Annotated in this window: 16 protein-coding genes and 1 pseudogene; 13 read left to right on the top strand and 4 right to left on the bottom strand. The window is 60.2% G+C overall.

From position 1 onward, the window contains the following. Nucleotides 1-486, top strand: a complete 486-nt coding sequence (locus Azoinq_RS14255) for a L,D-transpeptidase (protein ID WP_216128233.1) — start codon at nucleotides 1-3, stop codon at nucleotides 484-486. On the opposite strand, the gene Azoinq_RS14250 is transcribed toward Azoinq_RS14255, so the two are convergent. Next, entirely contained in the window at nucleotides 483-1,286 is an 804-nt protein-coding gene (locus Azoinq_RS14250) for an NRDE family protein (RefSeq protein ID WP_216128234.1), read from the bottom strand. The genes Azoinq_RS14255 and Azoinq_RS14250 overlap by 4 nt on opposite strands. 15 nt (nucleotides 1,287-1,301) lie before the next feature. Beyond that, nucleotides 1,302-2,324 carry a CAF17-like 4Fe-4S cluster assembly/insertion protein YgfZ gene (gene ygfZ / locus Azoinq_RS14245; RefSeq protein WP_216128235.1) on the bottom strand — a complete coding sequence of 341 codons (1,023 nt, stop codon included), beginning with the start codon at nucleotides 2,322-2,324 and terminating at the stop codon, nucleotides 1,302-1,304. A 208-nt stretch (nucleotides 2,325-2,532) separates the two neighbouring features. On the opposite strand from ygfZ, the gene mltG reads away from it, so the two are divergent. From mltG to Azoinq_RS14210, 7 genes are read left to right on the top strand one after another with little or no spacing between them, the layout of a single operon-like run. Next, the gene (mltG, locus tag Azoinq_RS14240) at nucleotides 2,533-3,531 is read left to right on the top strand and encodes an endolytic transglycosylase MltG (protein WP_216128236.1); all 999 of its coding nucleotides are present in this window, start codon (nucleotides 2,533-2,535) and stop codon (nucleotides 3,529-3,531) included. Between the two features lie 19 nt (nucleotides 3,532-3,550). Then, nucleotides 3,551-4,168, top strand: coding sequence for a dTMP kinase (tmk, locus tag Azoinq_RS14235; RefSeq protein ID WP_216128237.1), 618 nt, complete (start codon nucleotides 3,551-3,553; stop codon nucleotides 4,166-4,168). Beyond that, entirely contained in the window at nucleotides 4,165-5,220 is a 1,056-nt protein-coding gene (gene holB / locus Azoinq_RS14230) for a DNA polymerase III subunit delta' (protein ID WP_216128238.1), read from the top strand. Before tmk ends, holB begins: the two co-directional genes overlap by 4 nt. Further along, nucleotides 5,207-5,578 (top strand): PilZ domain-containing protein, encoded by a 372-nt coding sequence (locus Azoinq_RS14225; protein ID WP_216128239.1) that lies wholly within the window; start codon nucleotides 5,207-5,209, stop codon nucleotides 5,576-5,578. Before holB ends, Azoinq_RS14225 begins: the two co-directional genes overlap by 14 nt. Nucleotides 5,579-5,605: 27 nt before the next feature. After that, on the top strand, nucleotides 5,606-6,409 hold the full coding sequence (locus Azoinq_RS14220) for a TatD family hydrolase (RefSeq protein ID WP_216128240.1): 804 nt from the start codon (nucleotides 5,606-5,608) through the stop codon (nucleotides 6,407-6,409). 3 nt (nucleotides 6,410-6,412) lie between these two features. Further along, nucleotides 6,413-7,051, top strand: a complete 639-nt coding sequence (locus Azoinq_RS14215) for an ankyrin repeat domain-containing protein (RefSeq protein ID WP_216128241.1) — start codon at nucleotides 6,413-6,415, stop codon at nucleotides 7,049-7,051. A gap of 18 nt (nucleotides 7,052-7,069) precedes the next feature. Beyond that, nucleotides 7,070-7,837 (top strand): hypothetical protein, encoded by a 768-nt coding sequence (locus Azoinq_RS14210; RefSeq protein WP_216128242.1) that lies wholly within the window; start codon nucleotides 7,070-7,072, stop codon nucleotides 7,835-7,837. Nucleotides 7,838-7,840: 3 nt separating this feature from the next. On the opposite strand, the gene Azoinq_RS14205 is transcribed toward Azoinq_RS14210, so the two are convergent. Together Azoinq_RS14205 and crcB are read right to left on the bottom strand one after the other, a co-directional pair. Beyond that, nucleotides 7,841-8,164 (bottom strand): DUF190 domain-containing protein, encoded by a 324-nt coding sequence (locus Azoinq_RS14205; protein WP_216128244.1) that lies wholly within the window; start codon nucleotides 8,162-8,164, stop codon nucleotides 7,841-7,843. Between the two features lie 11 nt (nucleotides 8,165-8,175). Continuing rightward, nucleotides 8,176-8,559, bottom strand: a complete 384-nt coding sequence (gene crcB / locus Azoinq_RS14200; protein WP_216128246.1) for a fluoride efflux transporter CrcB — start codon at nucleotides 8,557-8,559, stop codon at nucleotides 8,176-8,178. 838 nt (nucleotides 8,560-9,397) lie between these two features. Here crcB and Azoinq_RS14195 point away from each other — a divergent pair. From Azoinq_RS14195 to Azoinq_RS14175, 5 genes and pseudogenes are all read left to right on the top strand, one after another. Then, nucleotides 9,398-10,497 (top strand): annotated as a pseudogene (locus tag Azoinq_RS14195) (IS3 family transposase). A gap of 278 nt (nucleotides 10,498-10,775) precedes the next feature. Continuing rightward, a complete protein-coding gene (locus Azoinq_RS14190) occupies nucleotides 10,776-11,153 on the top strand; it encodes a hypothetical protein (RefSeq protein ID WP_216128248.1) in 378 nt (125 codons plus the stop codon). Between the two features lie 189 nt (nucleotides 11,154-11,342). Next, a complete protein-coding gene (locus Azoinq_RS14185) occupies nucleotides 11,343-12,284 on the top strand; it encodes a hypothetical protein (RefSeq protein ID WP_216128250.1) in 942 nt (313 codons plus the stop codon). 201 nt (nucleotides 12,285-12,485) lie between these two features. After that, nucleotides 12,486-16,970 carry an ATP-binding protein gene (locus Azoinq_RS14180; RefSeq protein WP_216128252.1) on the top strand — a complete coding sequence of 1,495 codons (4,485 nt, stop codon included), beginning with the start codon at nucleotides 12,486-12,488 and terminating at the stop codon, nucleotides 16,968-16,970. Further along, the gene (locus Azoinq_RS14175; protein ID WP_216128254.1) at nucleotides 16,970-18,412 is read left to right on the top strand and encodes a hypothetical protein; all 1,443 of its coding nucleotides are present in this window, start codon (nucleotides 16,970-16,972) and stop codon (nucleotides 18,410-18,412) included. The genes Azoinq_RS14180 and Azoinq_RS14175 overlap by 1 nt, the downstream gene beginning before the upstream one ends. Nucleotides 18,413-18,798: the final 386 nt, after the last annotated feature.

The following is an 18,798-nucleotide window of genomic DNA, read 5'->3' as shown; positions in this document are numbered from 1 at the left end:
ATGTTTTTGCGCATTTCCATCCCCCGGCAAACCCTGGAAGTGGTGGGGGAGGCCGGCGAAATCCTGCATCGTTTTCCCGTATCCACCGCAGCCCGGGGGCCGGGGGAACATCCCGGAAGCCAATGCACGCCCCGGGGCTGGCATCAGGTCCGGGCCAAGATCGGCGCCGGATTGCCTTCCCATAGCGTGCTGGTGGGGCGGCGCCCCACCGGAGAGTGCTATTCCCCGGCCTTGGCGGAACAGCACCCGGGGCGGGACTGGATTCTTAGCCGGGTGCTCTGGCTGTCGGGCCTGGAACCGGGCAAAAACCGCATGGGAGAGCGGGATACCATGCGCCGCTACATCTATATCCATGGCACGGCGGACGAGGCCGGGTTGGGGCAGCCCCGCTCCCATGGCTGTATCCGCATGGCCAACCGGGATGTTATGGCCCTGTTTGATCTGGTTTCTCCCCATACCCGGGTGGAAATCCGGGACCAGGATTAAGCCGAACTTCGCTCCATTTTCGGACCATGGGCACCAGGGGGGATCTCCCGGATTTGCAGGGCTCCCAAGGCGCCTTCCGGGCCAAAAGCCTGCTCGGCCCAGTGCCAGCACCCGGTTTGATCCAGGGCCAGTACCGTGGATACCCGGGTGCCGTAATCCGGAGTACGAATAAAGATGGGGGAGAGGACCCGCTCCCAATCCAGGCTGACCCCGGTATGGGGCAATTCCTGATCCGGGGCCGGACGAGTATCCGCCAAGAGTTGCAGAAACGGCCCAACCGCTCCCGGGTTCCACCTTTCCCCTAGGTCTGCCAGGCCCCGGGCAAAGGCCGCTTTGGCTCGGACCACCTTGGGCCAGGGGGTATCCAGCAGATGATTGGACAGGCCGTAAAGCCCAGGAGTCAGCAGACGCCAGGGGGCGCCCCGGTTGGCGGCGTAGCTCAATCCCCGTCCATCCCAGAACAGCAGATTGCAACCGCCGTAAGACTCCTTTTCCTGCTGGCGCCAAAACTCCTCCGGATTAAGCGCAGAGGTCAGATAGTCCCGCACCAATAGGCCTCGGGAGAGCGAGGCGGGGGGCTGGGCTGGGTCCCGGTAATTGGTTAGAGCCGCCCAGCGGCCCTGGGCCCCGATGCCCATCCAGGTGCCCCCGGCACTTAAATCCTGGCCAGCGAACAGGTCGGGGAATTGTTCCCAGAAGTGGGCAGGAGCCGCCGGGCGGGCGTAGAACTCATCCCGGTTGGCCGCCACCACCAAGGGGAAGGTGGGATGGAGGCCGTACCCGGCCAGAATCAGGCACATGCCCCGGGGAAGGCGTCAGGCTGCCGGTTCTTCCGGCGCCACCGGAGACAGGGTGACAACGGCGCCCTCCTTGTCTCCCAGGTGGACCGGGCGGCCCTGCCAGCTTTCCGGCAGTACGGCGAGAAAGTGCCATTGCCCCTGGGCATCCGGGGCACCGCTGACCACCTGACCGCTCGCCCCATCTTCCATGTCCGGGGTCACTAGGGGCTGCCCCGGCGCCACGGGAAGGGGAGAAATGCCCCGGAAAAGGGAGCGCTTTACCTTGCCCAGGTACTGAGTGCGGGCCACCACTTCCTGGCCCGGATAACAGCCCTTGTGGAAACTCACCCCGCCGATGCGCTCGAAATTCACCATCTGGGGAATGAAAGCCTCCTGGGTCGCCAGACATACCCAGGGGATGCCCGCCGCCACGTCCCCCAGGCGCCAGACGGCACTGTCCGCGGGGTGGGCGTGGGCAGAGAGCTTCTGCCACCAGGTAGCCGCAGCGCTTTCTTCCACTACCAGCAAAAACCGTTCTTCCCCTTCCAGGCGGGCCACTCGGCCGCCCTCGAAAGTGGCGTAGGTCAAAGGCTCGGCCGGAAGTGTCAGGCCCGCCGCCTGGAGCAGGGCGGTGGCACCTTGCCCCCCCAGGCCCAGAATGACCTGATCCGTTTTTTCCGCCAGCACCACCTTAGAGCGCAACACGTACATTTTCAGGCGCTTGAGCATGGCGGGCAGCAGATCGGCCGCCACCAGCAACTCGAATTCATTCCCCGCCAGATGCCAGAGCAGCATACTGGCGTAGATGCGTCCCTTGGCGGTGCACCAGGCGGAATGCTGGAGCCGTCCCTCGGGAAGGTGGTTCACATCGCTGGTGAATTGGCCATGGAGAAAAGCCTGGGCTTCGTCCCCGGTAGCGGAAATCAGGGCATAGGCAGGCAGGGGGCAGAGATAGGGGGCGGCCGGGGAAATTTGGCCACCCAATCCGGAAACATCCCCATCGGCAGCGACTGCGCCACCCAGGTCGGTAAGAAACTGATGCCAGGAAGGACTAATCATGTTGGTCTGTTGAGATAAGTTAGGGGGATTGGTCTATTATATCGCCCGGTTTCGGCCCCTTAAGGCCGCAGCCAGGCGGGGTAGATCGGGCACCATGGGCGCTACCTTGACCACCATAATATAAGCGGCAGCCCTTGGGGGGTGCTTTGTTCGGTTCGGCCTCCCGGCCACATTATGTTCCGCCCTTGGGGCGCTCGCGATCGTTGTGATGAAATTTTTCTGGCGCCTCCTGGGGGGGGTGGGAGCTTTTGCCCTGTTGGGGGCCGTGCTGCTGGCCTGGCGCGCTTTTACCCCCATCGCCCTTAGTCAAAGCCCCCTAGATGTACAGATTAGCTCGGGCAGTACCGCCCGGGCCGTGGGACGCCAGGTGGCGGAAGCCGGGGCCGATCTCAATCCCCGGGTATTTGAACTGCTGGTTCGCTTGACCCGTAGCGCTGCGGGCATTAAGGCGGGGAGCTATGAACTGCGCCAAGGGGTAACCCCCTGGCAACTCTTGCAAAAGCTGACCCGGGGCGACACCAGCCAGGGGGAAGTGGCCCTCATCGAAGGCTGGACCTTCCGCCAGTTTCGGGAGCGCCTCAACGCCAACCCGGACCTAAGCCACCAGACCGTGGCCTGGACGGACAAGGAAATTCTGCAACACATTGGCGCAACGGAAAATCACCCGGAAGGTCTGTTTTTCCCCGACACCTATCTTTTTGATAAGGGCGGCAGCGATCTGGAAGTCTATGTCCGAGCCTACCGCCTGATGCAAGACAAGCTTCAGCAGGCCTGGCAGGAGCGGGATGGCCGTCTGCCCTACACCTCTCCCTACCAGGCCCTGGTGGTGGCGTCCCTGGTGGAAAAGGAAACGGCGGTGGCGGAAGACCGGCCCAAGGTGGCCGCAGTTTTCCTCAATCGCCTCAAGCGGGGCATGCCCTTGCAGACGGACCCCACGGTCATCTACGGCCTGGGACGGAATTTCGACGGCAATCTACACAAGGCCGATCTGCAAGGGGATACGCCGTACAATACCTACCGGCATCGGGGCCTGCCCCCCACGCCCATCGCCATGCCCGGTAATGCCGCTCTCCAGGCCGCGCTTCACCCGGCCCGCAGCAGCGCCCTGTATTTTGTGGCCCGGGGGGATGGCAGCAGTGAATTTTCCGCTGATCTGGAAAGCCATAACCGGGCCGTGGCCCGCTACCAATTGAAAAATCGCCCTTAAGGGCCGAAAGACCAATTCCATGAGCGAACGGGGCAAGTTCATCACCTTTGAAGGCATCGATGGCGCGGGCAAGAGCACCCACATCGAATGGCTGGCCAACTGGCTGCGCCAGCGAGGCCACGGGGTGCTGACCACCCGGGAACCCGGGGGAACGCCCCTGGGAGAAAAGCTCCGAGCCTTGTTGCTGGCCGATGACATGCACCTGGAAACCGAGGCCCTGCTGATGTTTGCGGCCCGCCGGGAACATCTGGCCCGGGTTATCTATCCGGCCCTGGAAAAGGGCACCTGGGTAATCTCGGACCGCTTTACCGACGCCTCCATGGCCTACCAGGGAGGCGGTCGGGGGCTGGCAATGGGTAAGCTGGAGGCCCTGGAACAATGGGTGCAAGGGGATTTTCAGCCGGATCTCACCCTACTCTTCGATGTTTCCCTGGAAGTGGCCCAGGCCCGCATCGCCACCACCCGCCAGCTGGACCGCTTTGAGCAGGAAAAGCGGGATTTCCATCAGCGGGTGCGTCAGGCCTACCTGGAGCGGGCGGCCGCCCACCCCCGTCGTATGCAGGTAATAAGGGGGGAAAGAAGCCTGGATGAGATTAAGAAAGAGATTGAACAATTGGTTACATCTAATTGTTTATGAATATTTTTGATTTACAGCCCCAAGCCTGGCAGCACCTGCAAGCCCGTCGGGAACAGCTTCCCCACGCCCTGCTGCTTTCCGGCCCCCGGGGGGTGGGGAAGCTGGAGGTGGCTCAGACTTTCGCGGCCAGCCTGCTCTGCGAACACCCCCGGCCTGACCAGCAAGCCTGCGGCCAATGCCCGGCCTGCAACTGGTTTGCCCAGGGCAATCACCCGGACTTCCGCCTGGTCCAACCTGCGGCCTTGGGCGGCGAAGGAGGGGAAGAGGAGGGGGAGGGGGGCAAGAAAAAACCCAGCCAGCAGATCACCATTGAACAGATTCGGGAGCTGGACGAATTTCTGCACGTGGGCACCCACCGCCAGGGACGGCGCATTGTGCTGCTTCATCCGGCGGAGGCCATGAATCGGAGTACCGCCAACTCCCTCCTCAAGGGCCTGGAAGAACCCCTGCCCGGCACCTTGTTTCTCCTGGTTTCCCATGAGCCTGACCGTTTGCTGCCCACCATTCGCAGCCGCTGCCAGCGGGTGGATTTGTTCGTGCCCGCCCCCGAGCAGGCGGAACGCTGGCTGGCGGAGCAGGGCGTGGGGGATGCCTCCCGCTGGCTGGCCCTGGCGGGGGGCGCTCCTCTCCTGGCGGTCAGTCTGGCCGCCAACCAGCAGGCCCAACTGCTGGAAACCATGACCAAGCTGCTAAGCCAGGGCGGCAAACTTGCCCCCCTGGACGGCGCCGGAGTAGTGGAACGCCTGCTCAAAGGGGATAAGTCCGGTACCCTGGCCCTGCGCTGGGTCATGGAGTGGGTGCAGAAATGGACAACGGACCTGATTCTGTCCAGCCACCATCTGGCGCCCCGCTTTTTTGTGGGTGAAGTGGCTACAATAGATCAACTCGCGCAAAGCGCGGATCAAAAGAAGCTTTTTAGATTCAATAAGAAAGTCTATGAATTTAAAGTTCAGTCTGAGCATCCGTTAAACGCCAGACTGTTTTTGGAAGAAGTCATGTTTGCCTATCAAGGGGTGTTCCCGCCCCCCGGAGGAAACCATGTACGACCCTAAAGCCGCTCCCGGCGGTGCTACCCGCCCCAGCGTTCTGTCCCTGAACATCAATTCCAAGTCCGCCCTCTACGCGGCCTATATGCCCCACCTGAAAAATGGCGGCATTTTTATTCCCACCAACCGGCACTACCAGCTAGGGGATGAAGTGTTCATGCTTCTTTCCCTCATGGAAGACCCCACCAAGTTGCCTATTGCGGGCAAGGTGGTCTGGATTACCCCCGCCGGCGCCCAGAACAGCAAGGCCCAGGGCATCGGTGTCCTGTTCAATAACGATGAAAGCGGGGTGGAAGCCCGGCGTAAAATCGAAGGCCTGCTGGCCGGGGTAATGCATTCCAGCCGGGCCACCCATACCATCTAAGGGCGTTTCGGCCCTTTATTGCTTTCCATGCTGATCGACTCCCACTGCCACCTGGATCTCCCCGAATTTCAAGAACGTACCGCCCAAGTCCTGGAGGCTATGAGCCAAAACCAGGTAGGCGCCGCCCTCTGTATTGCCGTCAACCTGGAAGATTTTCCCCGGGTTCTGGCCTTGGCCGAAAGCCACTCCAATCTGCTGGCCTCTGTGGGCGTACACCCGGAGGTCACGGAGGGAGCGGACCCGGATGAGGCCACCCTGGTACGGCTGGCGGATCATCCCCGGGTGGTAGCCATCGGGGAAACCGGCCTGGACTATTACTGGCATAAGGATCGACCGGAATGGCAACGGCAGCGCTTTCGCCGCCACATCCGGGCCGCCAAAGCCTGCGGCAAACCCCTGGTGATCCATACCCGGGAGGCAGCGGAAGATACCCTGCGGATTCTGGAAGAGGAGGATGCGGGAGCGGTAGGAGGCATCATGCACTGCTTCTCCGAAGACTGGGCCGTGGGGCAGCGCGCCCTGGATCTGGGTTTTTACCTCTCTTTTTCCGGCATAGTCACATTCAAGAATGCGGCCACCGTCAAAGACGTGGCGACTCGGGTGCCCCTGGACCGCTTTCTGGTGGAGACCGATTCTCCTTACCTGGCCCCCACTCCCTATCGGGGCAAAGTCAATCAACCCGCCTGGGTGCGCTACGTGGCGGAAGAGGTGGCCCGTCTGAAAGGGCTTACCGTGGAAGACATCGAAGCTGCGAGCTGCGCCAACTTTTTTCGCCTGTTCCCCAGCGCCAAAGCGCTGCTACAAGGGGGAACGGCAACTACTAGAGGTTAGCTGATGAAACGCTTGTTTTTGGGCCTGCTATTCCTGGCCCTTTCTTCTCCTTCCGCCTGGTCGGAAAGTTACGACGACATGCTCCGGGCCGTGAATCTGGACAACACCGCCGACGTAGTGGATTTGCTGGGGCAGGGCATGGAGGTGGATACGGCGGACGGGGAGGGTAATACCCTGTTGATGATCGCTGCCCGCAACGGCAACCTGCCCCTGGTGGATGAGCTCATCAAGCGCCGGGCAAAAATCACCGCTCGCAACCGTTACGGGGATGACGCCTTGCTCCTGGCCTGCTTCAAAGGTCATCTGCCGGTAGTCAAGCGCCTGGTGGAGGCAGGCGCCCCCCTGGACCGGGAACAGGGCTGGCAGCCCCTGATTTACGCCGCCTTCAACGGCCACGAAGACATCATGGAATATCTGCTGCAAAAGGGGGCGGACGTGGATGATGCCGGGGACAACGGCTCCACCGCCTTGATGATTGCCTCCCGTAACGGGCAGCTAGGGGCGGTGCGTCTGCTCCTCAAGCATCATGCGGAGGTGAATTACCAGAACGGCAACGGCCTGACCGCCCTGGAATGGGCCTTGAAAAACGGCAATACGGACATTGCCGACGTGCTGCGCCAGGCCGGCGCCCAAGACAAATAATCCAGCCATTTAACGCCCATGCCCGAAAATACCCAGCCCCTGACGGATACCTACCTGTCCCTGATGCCCGCTGAACGCCAGCGGGAAGCCGCCACCGTTATCCAGGACGCCTTTACCCGGGCCCTGCGGGCCACCGTGGAACACCCGGCCCAGGAACGGCGGGGGGTGGTGGAAGAGCTTCTGGAACGCCTAGTGGCTTGGCAGGGGAGTGGCACGGGGGAGGGCGTCTTGCTGCGTCAGGCGGTTACCCTGCTGGGGCTGGATCAATGGGGCCAGGCTTACACCCCCCTGGTGGGCGCTGGCGCCCTGACGGGTTTGAGTGAGCTTGTGGGCGCCCTGCGGGACCGACTGGAGAATGAGGCAGCCTGCCAGGTGTTTTTTCAGAATCTAGCGGAAGAGGACGAGAAGGGCTTTACCTTCAAGGTGCAGCTCCAGAGCGCCCTCCATGTGGCGCTCTGGCACGCAGCCATTGCGGAAAGCGAAGCCCAGGCCGCCCAGGAAATCAGCACCCACCTGGGGGGCTTGATGCTGGGGCTCTTCAATGCCATGCCCCGCCTGGGTTGGGTGGTGGTAGCCAAGTCCATGGCGGACATCCAGACCACCTGCCTGGAACACGGGTTGGCCCAGGAAGGCCTGGCTCAATCAGTCACCCAGCAGCTATTCGCTTCTCTGGCCCAGCAAATGCCGGAAGGCTTGCGCCAGCAAACCCTGGCCGGGGCGGATGAAATGGTGCGGGAATGGTCCCTGCGGCACCGGGAAGCCCCCGCAAGCAGCGCCCTGCACTAAGCTTTACACCCCTTGGTCCCCGGTGGTACCGAATTCCACGGGAGTTTTGACGTAGAAAACCTTGACCTTTTCCTGGGCAATCAAGGCAAATAGAGCATCCGCCTCCGCCTCGGAAACCACCATCAAGATCTCCTGGGGCTGATCCGCCAGATCGAAGAAACGGGCGGAGTGGATGCGTTGATCGTGCCCCAGCCCCTCCGCCGCCGCAATCAGCGTGGCGCCCCGGATACCCAGGCGTTTTGCGGCCTGGAGCAGCCACTCCGCCAAGGGCTGATGGTCGTGACTACGATTTTGCTGGGTCAAAAAAGTCAGCTGATATCCCTGCATTTTTCTTCTCCTCAAGCTTGCCGCAAAAGATACCAGGTCCAGATTCCCGCCAGGGTCATGACCAGGGAGCCGGTAACGTGGGTGGCCACCGACCCCAGGGCCATGGCCAAACGACCTTCCTGCAACAGGGACACCACTTCAGCAGAAAAGGTGGAAAAGGTGGTCAATCCGCCGCAAAACCCTGTAATGACCAGGAGGCGCCATTCCGGCGAGAGGGTTGGGGTCTGAGCAAAAAAAGCGGTTGCCAAGCCAATGATGTAGCCGCCCACCAGATTTGCCACCAGGGTCCCCGGCGGTAGGGAGGGGAAAAAGCTATTGAGCTTGAGCCCCAGCTGCCAGCGCAGCAGCGCCCCTAGGGCAGCGCCCAGGGAAATCACAAGAACAGGTTTGTACATGGAAAAGTTGTTCCGGAAATGGGTAAATCAGGCGTCCTGGACATCCAGACTCTGAAGCAAAACCAAAGGGTCCAGCCCCGAATCCTTGAGCCGTTGAACCGCACTCATAAACGCCCGGCGGGCCCGAAAGCGCTTGGCCCGTTCTGCGGGGCTTAAGGGATGCAAAGCCCGGGGGCGACCCCGACGGCTCAAACCAGGAAGTTCCGGGGTTGCCATCGCGGCGGGAGTAAATTCCTTAGCCATCTTTTGTTTTTTGTGACGTTTTTCAATAACGGAAATTATAGCGTTTGGCGGTAGTGTGCACAAGGGGAAAATGGCTGCAGGAAGGCGGTTTTGCTGGGTTTTTTACTAATGAGACCGGGAGTTGTGGCGATGAGTCAAAGATAAGTTGCTCCTCCCCCCGATCCATTACTAGTAGATCGTTCTCTAGGTAATATAGGATATGTGTTGCATGATTAATTTCCTTACGTCGCTTAATAAAACAGCATCAAATAGAGAGTGTGTGTTGCAACAACCAAGAAACCCACTGTGTTGCTGGCAAGCTCGCTGAGTTACGCAACACTTTTGAGCTAGCTTCTTTAAAGTCATGCAACATCAGAAAAGATAGTGTTGCGTAGTTAGCTCAAAAGCGTGCTACCAAAATGAAATTTGCGCGTGAGGCCTGTTCGGTATCACAGTGGGCATCAAGGACGCTTGATCCATCAGCAAGGGCAAACGACCTTGCTCGGCAGTCATCATCACTTTCCCAAACTTCCAAAATTGACCTCCCCCCATAAAACCGTAGCAGCAAGAAGTAGAGATTTCTGGCAAATTTAACGCCCATTCCAGGAGATTTGACATGAAGAAATCGAAGTTCGCCGAAGAACAGATCGCGTTTGCACTACGCTAGGCGGAGTCCGGTACCGTTGTTGCCGAGGTCTGTCGCAAGATGGGCGTATCCGAAGCGACGTTTTACAACTGGAAGAATAAATACGGTGGTCTGGGCATCACCGAACTACGCCGGTTGAAGCAGCTTGAAGAGGAGAATGCGCGGATCAAGCGCATGGTGGCTGACCTGAGTCTGGATAAGCAGATGTTGCAGGAGGTCATCCAAAAAAAGCTGTGAAGCCAGCCCGCAAGCGCGAGCTGGCAAACTTCCTGATTGACGCCTACCGCGTCAGTATTAGACGGGCGACGGCGTTGATCTGGCTACGACAGGCAACGTATTTCTACCGTGCGAAGCCTCGGGGCGACCGGGCCGAAAGGCAACAGATTCGAGAGATCGCAGCCACGCGGATTCGTTATGGTGCAGAACGTATCCACGTGCTACTGCGGCGCGAAGGCTGGCTGATTAATCACAAGAAGACTTACCGGATTTACTGTGAGGAAGGCCTGAACCTACGCAGTAAGCGCCCGCGGCGCCGAGTCGCTGCCGCTCACCGGCAGGAACGTCCCGTGATCTCTACATTGAATGCTTGCTGGAGCATGGATTTTGTGGCCGATCAGCTGTTCAACGGCCAGAAGATTCGGGCGTTAACTGTGGTCGATAACTTTAGCCGGGAAAGCTTGGCGATCACGGTAGATTACGCGCTGAAGGCAGCGGATGTGGTGGCAACGATGCAGCACTTGCAAGCGTTGCGTGGCACGCCTAAACGGATTCAAGTCGACAATGGCAGCGAGTTCATTTCGCGGGCGCCGGACCGATGGGCCTATGAACATGGCGTAACGTTGGACCTCTCACGTCCAGGCAAACCGACGGATAATGCGTTCATTGAATCCTTCAACTGCAGTTTGCGGGACGAATGCCTGAATGTGCATTGGTTCCTCTCACTGAGCGATGCCCGTGAGAAAATTGAGCACTGGCGTTTGGATTACAACGAATTCAGGTCGCACAGTTCGCTGGGCAATCTGACCCCGAGCGAGTTCCGGCTTGCTCACCTTGAAGTCGGAAATCTCTAGTTTCGACAGCTCGGTTAGCCGGGGGGAGGTCACCATTTTGATGATGATCCGTCATGGCATCGAACAGGTCAGGGGAGGGCATTTCAGTTATCCAGATCGCCAATTGGTCGAACACCATCTGCGCCTAAAGGGGGCGTGGGAGCGGGTGGTGCTTAGCGAGCTCGATAAACACCCCTGTGATACGAATGAATCTTGGGATCAGGCGATGCGCACATTGCTTGAGCATGCCACCCGTTTCTATGACGCATGCTCCTCCAAGGACCAACAGCAGGTACTCTTTGCTGATATCTGTCGGTTGCCCCGCTATCGCTACTGGCGAGATGAATTTGCGCCGGCGCTTAATCCGGCCTTCTGGGGAGGCAAAGGAATCCTACCTGTGCTCCTATCTTTTCAACTGGGACGAACCGTTGGTAGTCGGCTTAATGGCCCATTTAACGTTCTGGCGGCAGCTTTATGTAGAGGGAAAAAATGGGCATCATCCGCTGCGACGCCTATTTCTAAAAGTCTGGCAAACCTACGAGCCTCCGCGCACGGCAACACAGGCAATCACGCTGGAAAAATTCCTTACCTATCTCGACGAAGAGACTGAGTACGATAGGCAATACGATGAATTTATCTCGGTGCTGTTTCCAGAAACCCGGCATTTGCTTCGCTAAACGGCTAAGTCATCCAGCCCAGTCATAAAGCATAATCCGGCGAACGATTGGCCAATAACTGGAAATGCCAAACTCCTGACCTGCTGGGGATAATGTTAAAAAAGGGGACGCAAGTAAGGGCAGCAAATTGCTTTAGCATCATCTCGAGGTGTAAGTCTCTCGCCTCTGGTCTCTTCATATTCCGTACGAATGCGCCGCCGCTTTTTTCGTGCGGAGCCAAAACATTACGAATCTATGGAAAAAATACGAGCTTGGCTAACAGGGAATAAAGGGATTCAGATTTCCAACGATCTTCGTGATCTATTGATTGGCGTGTGGCACGACCGTCTAGCTGCAAAGGCGATTGTGGTCAGCTATCTGGCTACACGCAACTTTGGCGTGGTTCGTTTCCCAACACGACCAGACCGTTCCGTAGACGGAGAAGGCAAGGGGTATGCAGGTGCGGCAGAGCTCCTTGATAGCTACAGTGACACAAAGTTGACGGCCCTAGCTAAGGAACTGGCGGAAGTTACTCGTCAGACACAAAGCATTCTGTCGCACATCTATTCCGGCAACGACATTGTCTTACAGCGCGCGGTCGCGCCTCTGGACGAAAAAGGCGGGCAGTACATTGCCGCTAATCGACAATGTGATCAGATCGAACTGTTTCCGATGCTTGCCATGGCAGCCAAGCAGGCCGGTGTATGCTCGATATGCTTGGATTTCGACATTGTAAGTGGTTGGTCGACAACATCGCTTCAACGTTATGGAACCCTTCATATCACTAAGGCATGGCCTATAAGCGATATCTTGCTGGTGTCCGACCTTCTTGCCGGCCCATCTGGGAGCACCGTGGGGCCTCTTGAAAGCAATGAGTGGCTTTGTGTGAACAGAAACCCGCGTGGAGTAATCGAAATTAAGACGTCTGACCTTAAGGTCGTCGATCTCCCAGAAAGATATGTTTCGGAACTTCGATCACACAAAGCGGTGGCGGATCTCGCCAACGAACTGCAGAGGCAGGCTCATATTGCACCTACTGAGCGCAATATCGCCCTACGTCCACCACTGAAAAAATTTCCACCCACTTACCGGAAAATTCCGCCCCAGTCCTTTTGCGAGAGATTACGATCGTGGATCATACGGAAGCCATGATCGAAATCATGTTCGTCGAGTGATTAGCACGCAGCGTCCTGAACGCGTGGGCGATAATGTCAAAACGAAGTAGGGCAGGGAAGAACACCCAACTTCCGTCGTTCGGACGAAGCGGGCGTTCGAGGCTTCGCCTGACAACGACCGCTTCCAACTCAGAAGCGACTGGGCGGGAAGTTCTCGCGGGGTAAGGGACTGCGAACTATGACTGAGAACATCAAGAACACGGCGATCACCGCCGCTGGCTACATCTATCAGAACCGGCAAGGGCTGCGGGTGTTGTGCGACTGGCTGGATTCACCGAGTCGCTACGCAAAGGTCAAGTTCGAGTGTGACGTTGAGGCGGATGCACCGACGGGTCTGGACGACATCGTGGTCGAACGCACGGACGGGCTGCATGACCTCAAGCAGGTCAAGTTCACTCCAAACCCAAATGCACACCCGCTGTCCTGGGATTGGCTGCTTGAGAAGTCCGGCAAGACGGAACGGTCCCGGTCGATGTTCAAGAAGTGGTTTGATGCGTACAGGTCGCTGGACCCGGCACGCATCGGCGAGCTCTCTCTCCTGACCAACCGGCGACCGGATGCCGAGATTGAAGCCTGCCTGGCCGGGGGAAAGATTGACTTTTCCAAGGTTCCTGACCCGAGGCGCGCGATGCTCATCGCCGAACTCGGCGGTGAGAAGGACTGTGAGGAGTTTCTCGGCCGACTGCAGATCACGCACAGCGACAAGGGCTACGAGACCCTCGATCACGAGATCAATGCACGGCTGCGCGCGCATGGCACGCCGGAGGGCATCGCCGTCCTCAAGAATGTCGCCTTGAACTGGGCGACCCAGAAGAACTCTCCGCCGCCATTCGGCTGGATCACGTTGCCAGACCTTCGTGCGATCCTCCAGGCGACGCCGCCGGCACCGCTGCCGGAAGACTTTGCGGTCCCCAAGGGCTATGAGGTGCCCGATGCTGACTTCCACGACACTTTCATCAAGGACGCGCTGCGTTCGACCGGCAAGGCGATTGTTCTGACCGGTTCACCTGGTCGCGGAAAGAGCACCTACCTCAGCGCGCTGTGCGACACACTTGCCGACATAGACATTCCGACGGTCCGCCACCACTACTTCCTGTCCACAACTGAGCGCGGCCGGGATCGCGTGCACAGCTACGTCGTCGAGGAGTCGATCCGATCGCAAATCGAGCGATTTCATCCCGGCGTCCCCCGACCGCCCGGTGGTCTGCGCGCGCTATTGGAAGCCACTGCGGTGCACTACAAGACGCTCGACAAGCCCTTTGTTCTGATCTTGGACGGTCTCGACCACGTCTGGCGCATCAACGCCGAAGACAAACAACCGCTGGAGGACCTCTTTGCGCAGGTGGTGCCATGTCCTGAGAACATGGTGCTCCTCGTAGGCACGCAGCCGGTGGACGACGCTCAACTACCGGCAGATCTTTTGATTGCGGCGCCGAAGGCGAACTGGAAGACGCTTCCCGCCATGTCCGGCGACGCCGTCCTTTCGCACTTGCGTCAGGCGGTGCAGACCGGTCGGCTGAGCACAGGCTTTGAGCCCGATGAGCCGGATGTTCATGCAGAGCCGGAGGGGGTCGAAGCCCCAGGTGTTTCTGCTGCGCGCCAAGCTATCGCTGAGCAGGAGTTGCAGAGTGCCGCGGCAGCGCTGCGCGCCAGGACCAACGGTCACCCGCTGCACGTCATCTATGCGACCTCCGCGCTGGTGCTTGCAGGTGGCAAGGTCACGCGATGGGACGTCGAGCAACTTACCGGCGATCTGAGCCAAGACGCGAAGTTCTACTACGGATCGCTGTGGGAGCATCTTTCGCCTAGCTTGAAGGATGTCCTGCGACTGGTGTGCGCTTTCCCATTCTTCTGGCCGCGGACCGCGTTCGATGAGATCGCGGCCGAGATGAGGCTGGCGGCGCCCGAGATCGAGAAGGTCGAGCATTTGCTTCATTCGTCGGCCGCCGGGATGAAGGTCTTCCACGAGAGCCTGGCCGTGTACGTGCGCTCGACCGATGGCTACGTCGATCGCATTGCCGCGCTGAGGCCGGAGGTCGCGCGCTGGCTGGAGACGTTGGCACCAAACGCTTTGCGGGTGAACTGGCTCTGGACGGTCCAGGCACAGCTCGGCGATCCAAGCCAGCTGATCGCGGGCCTGACACGGGACTGGATCCTGCTGCGCCTGGAAGAGGGATATCCGCAGTCGCTGTTCGAAACCTTGATTACCGACGCCGTGACCGCGGCGCTGGACCGGGCTGAGTTCGCGCAGGCCTATCGCCTCCAGCACCTGAAGGCCCGCATGGTTGAGGGCAGCCAGTACCAGATGCAAGACGAGGACATGGCTCGGTTGGTCTCTTACACGTGGATGCTGGCGCCAGACGACGGGGTGATCCGCGAGGCTGTTGCTTCCAGGCACGAGACGGATATCAAGCTCGTGGCGGCGCTGGGTCTCGCGTTGCGGGCGCGCGGCGACCATGTCGTGGCCGAGGCATGCGGCGAGGAGGCGCTGCGACGATTCCGGGGTGCGAGTCGGTTCTCAAGCGAGTACGCCACGGGCAACGGCTTGGATGCTTTCAGGTTCCTGGCGGGTGCGTTTGCGCGCCTGGGCGTAATAGGGACCACGCCGGAGGGACTCAAGCGGCTCGTGACACAGACTCACCCGGAGGGGTGGCTGCCGAGCATACGGCTGATGGCCGCGGAGGGGCAGCTGGACGAGCTGATGGCGCTCGCGACTTCGATGGGCGCCGGCTGGCGCAAGCGCGTGGTCAGCGATGCGTGCCTCCGGGCCGCGGCTCAGGTTAATGCAAGCATCGTCGAGCGCCCCGACTTCAAGGCACTCGCCAGAACGCCCTTTGTTGCAGCCGTGGAGACGGCCCACAGGCGGGCTGTGACGACCTTAAACGCTTCGATCCCGATCGACTGGCTGGGACCCGACTACCGCGAGCGCAAGCTAGCCCTTGCGAGGTTGGTGCACCACTGGTTCTTCAGCACAGTGCATTTGAGCCTGTGCATGGCCGCGGAAGGGCAGACCGAGTTCAGCTTTGCACGCGCGCCGCTTTATGCCGACCGAGAGAACGTCACAGACTTCCTGAACGCGCTCTCCGGCGTCGCTGCCCAGGTGGCCCATCACTGGTGGCGGGGAGAGTTCGTAGACTTTCACGAGGTCTTTGAAATATTAGACCCAATGGAGTTCAGGCATTTCCGACAGAGCCACGACTGGCAATCAGCGGCCGATGACTTCCGGGCTGCGCTGCATCGCGTGGCCTGCGACGTTCGACTCGGCAGCATCCTGTTGGGCCATACCGTGGAGGTTGATCTGACGGAAGCGACGCTGGTCACCGCGGGGGCCTTCAAATGGTTCGACGCCGCGTCCTTCCGTGAGCAGTACGCCGCTGGACTCTTGACGAAGATGTCCGATGAGGCCGCAGCGGCTTTCGTGCGATCCCAACGCACGCTGTTCGATGCGGAGGTCCGCGAGGAGACCAGTGTGCATCTGCAGACGCCGCTGCAACTGTGCGGGATCGCGGTCGCCCATACATTGGTGGTGCCAGCGCGCGAACTCTGCCGGCAGACTTGGGAGCTGGCAACGGGTTTCTCTCATCGCAAGGACCCGACCCTGAACAACACCCTTGACGCGATCGGCTTCCTAGTCGAACTCGCGCCGAAGGATGCACGACGACTGTTGGCGCAGGTGGCCTCTCAAGTCCACTCGGTCCTAGACTACACGGACGGCAGCGGCACCCGGCATGCTCTGACCGAGGCGGACCAGCTGCTGGCCAAGTTGGCTCCCGCGGCATTGGTGGTTAAGTACGAGGAGCATGTCGACGCCGGACAGTGGTCTCAGGCCGAGAACAGCCTAAGTGCATACGTCGAGCAGGGCGTGAAGGGCGGCTGGCCACTTGATGCGCTGATGCGAACGGGCCTGCACCCGGATGTTGGCGATGTGCTGCAGCGGCTTGCCAATGAGGGCGTCGCGGGGGCCGGCGAGCGACTGCTGGTACTCAACGCTCACGGGGGGTGGGACATCGGCGTTCTGAATCGCGAGGAACACGCGGGCTCCAGTACGGATGGAAAACCCTTCGATGGTGACGTCTCGACCTTCGAGCCCGAGCAGATGCAGGCCTTGCTCGATCGTCTCTCGGGTGGTGGTTACGACGACGAAGCGGTGCTTCTGGCCTGGTATCGGTACTGGGAGGGGCAGGGCCAGGGGAAGCGGCTCCTTGAAGCGCTCGATGCTTCACTCTTGTCCGACCGAGGTCGAGGTCGGGACCTGCTTCACCTATCCGCCCACGCCTTCCACACCCGACGCAAGCTGAGTGGCCTAAAGTCGGCCTGGAAGTACCTCGTCAGCGCGCAGATCAACAGAGGCGGGTGGATTGGCTACATGGAGCGCGAAGAGAAGACGCTCGCGCGGCTGGACCTTGTGGCCCAGTACTACCCGACGCGGTGCGACGACTTCGTGACCGAAACGGCCTATGCCATGTTCGGTGAGCCGGAGCGGCCGCGATTCGCGCCGGGCGAGGCCATGGTGTACTTCTACGCGAAGCAGGGGCGCATCGATGCGGCGGTCGCGTTCGCGCAGGTCATGGTCGACTGCGTGCTCGAAGACACCCGAACCCTCCCGCTGACTGTCCCTCGCTGGGGAATCGAGCTGGCTGCAGCGGACGTGCCGGGGGCTTGATGGACGACCTTCGAATTCTCATCGCTCGTCTCGGATGGCCGACACCGGCCGCTCGATGGTGGACAATGCAGGAATTGGCAAAACGACTGGGCGCCCATGGGACGACGGCAGAGACCGAGGCCGCGCTCCTGGTACTGCTGCACTCGCGCAAGCTTGAGGCGGAAGTCGTCGAGGCGCTCTGCATCTTTTGGATGGCTGCGGCTGAGTACGGCTACGTCCCCAGTCCGGATTTGCCGAACCGCATACCGAAAACGTCGCTACTGTCCAACCTGTTCCTCGAAAACCTTGGCTTCGAAGCGCAGGCGCTCGATGCCGACCTCAAAGCGGCGCCAAAGGACTTCCAGATCTCCGGTGATTTCGATGGTGTGCAGGGGGGAGACGTGGCCAGGATCTTCCGGACCACGCTGACGAAACTGGAGCTTCGGACCAAACTCCCTCTGATTCGCCAGATGGCGTTCGAGTGGGCTCAAAACCGGACGACCTATCCCGAGGCTCCCCTGCAGGGCGACACTTGGCACTTTGCGCGACCGCTGGGCAAAGGTTTCGTGGGCCCGTACTCTGCCCGCGCCGCCCTTCGTGCGATCTCTGCATACTTGCGCACCTTGGTTGTAGCGGAACGGTTGTGGGGGCTGCCGTCTGGTGTCGTGCGCCATTTCGCGCTTAAGGCGTTGCCTATTCATCCAACGCTGGCCGCGCTGAGGCCTTCACGTCCGGCATGGGTGCCTGTGCGAGGGGACTTCAGCGGGGACGCGAACTCGATCGAGGGAATCCTGCGAGGAGTCGTCCACCGCGTCGCGACCGAGCGACCCGGCGATGAGCTGATTGCGCTCAGCACTCCCGTCGAGATAACGATGGGACGCTGCGTGGAGGTGTCGCTGGTGCACTGGCTGCAGGCCGGCGACAGCGAAGTGGCAGACCAGGATCTGGCTTCACATCTCGATTCTTTCTGGCGCGACATGCCGATGCTGCCAAGCGTGTCCACGACGCCGCTCGACAAGAAGACTTGGTTGGGAGCGGTGCCTATCGATCAGTTGCTGGACGATTGGTTTGCGTCGTTGCCTTTGGCCGGACGGATGGACTTTGGTCGCATGGGATACCTGCAATTGAACCTCTATCCATCTCGACTATTCGTGCCGATGCTAGTGGGGGCTGCTCAAACCGAGGTGCGCCAGGTGGGCTCCACGCTCGAGGTCCTCGTGGATGAACAAGTGGTGGCGGACTACGCTCACTGGAACGCGGGCTGGGGTCCGGTGCGTCCGGGACCGCTGAGTGGAGCCTGCGGTGCGGCCTTGGTCTCTCGCGGAACGAAGTACCGCGAGATCCCGGCCGCCGAAGGACACGTGGTTCGATCGTTTTATCTCTGGCAAGTGCGCCTGCTTCACCGGAGCAACACGTACGACGAGTTCGGCGAGACGCTAAAGAGCGGCGTCTTTTTCGTTTAGCCCGCCGCCGCTTCTGCGTTCCGGGGCACGGCGGGTGTGAGCCACGGCGCCCCGGCCAAAAGCTCGAACAGATCTGCTACGCCGGAGCAGCCGGTCGCGGACGGCTGCTTCTGGCCGAAATTGACGCTCTGGTTGCACTGCCGCAAAGCTGCCGTTGGTGTTCTGGTTAGGAATTGGGTGGTGGCTTACTGGTGTGAGAGCGAACTTTCCCTTCCATGAGCGCTCCTTCCACTCACCAGCTCCAAAGCAACTACTCGCCAAAGAGAATTTCAAAAGCGGCTGCTCGTACATCTAGGCTGATTCCGTTCTCTAGCCGACCGGTTAGGGATTGCAGCAGCCACCGTGCGGAAGAACGCTGCAGACCGTCTCTGGTCAGGAGTCGTCAC

The organism is Azospira inquinata, assembly GCF_018905915.1.
Taxonomy (GTDB): Bacteria; Pseudomonadota; Gammaproteobacteria; order Burkholderiales; family Rhodocyclaceae; genus Azospira; species Azospira inquinata.
Note: the sequence above shows the minus strand (reverse complement) of the source record. Positions and strands in the feature narration are given on the sequence as shown.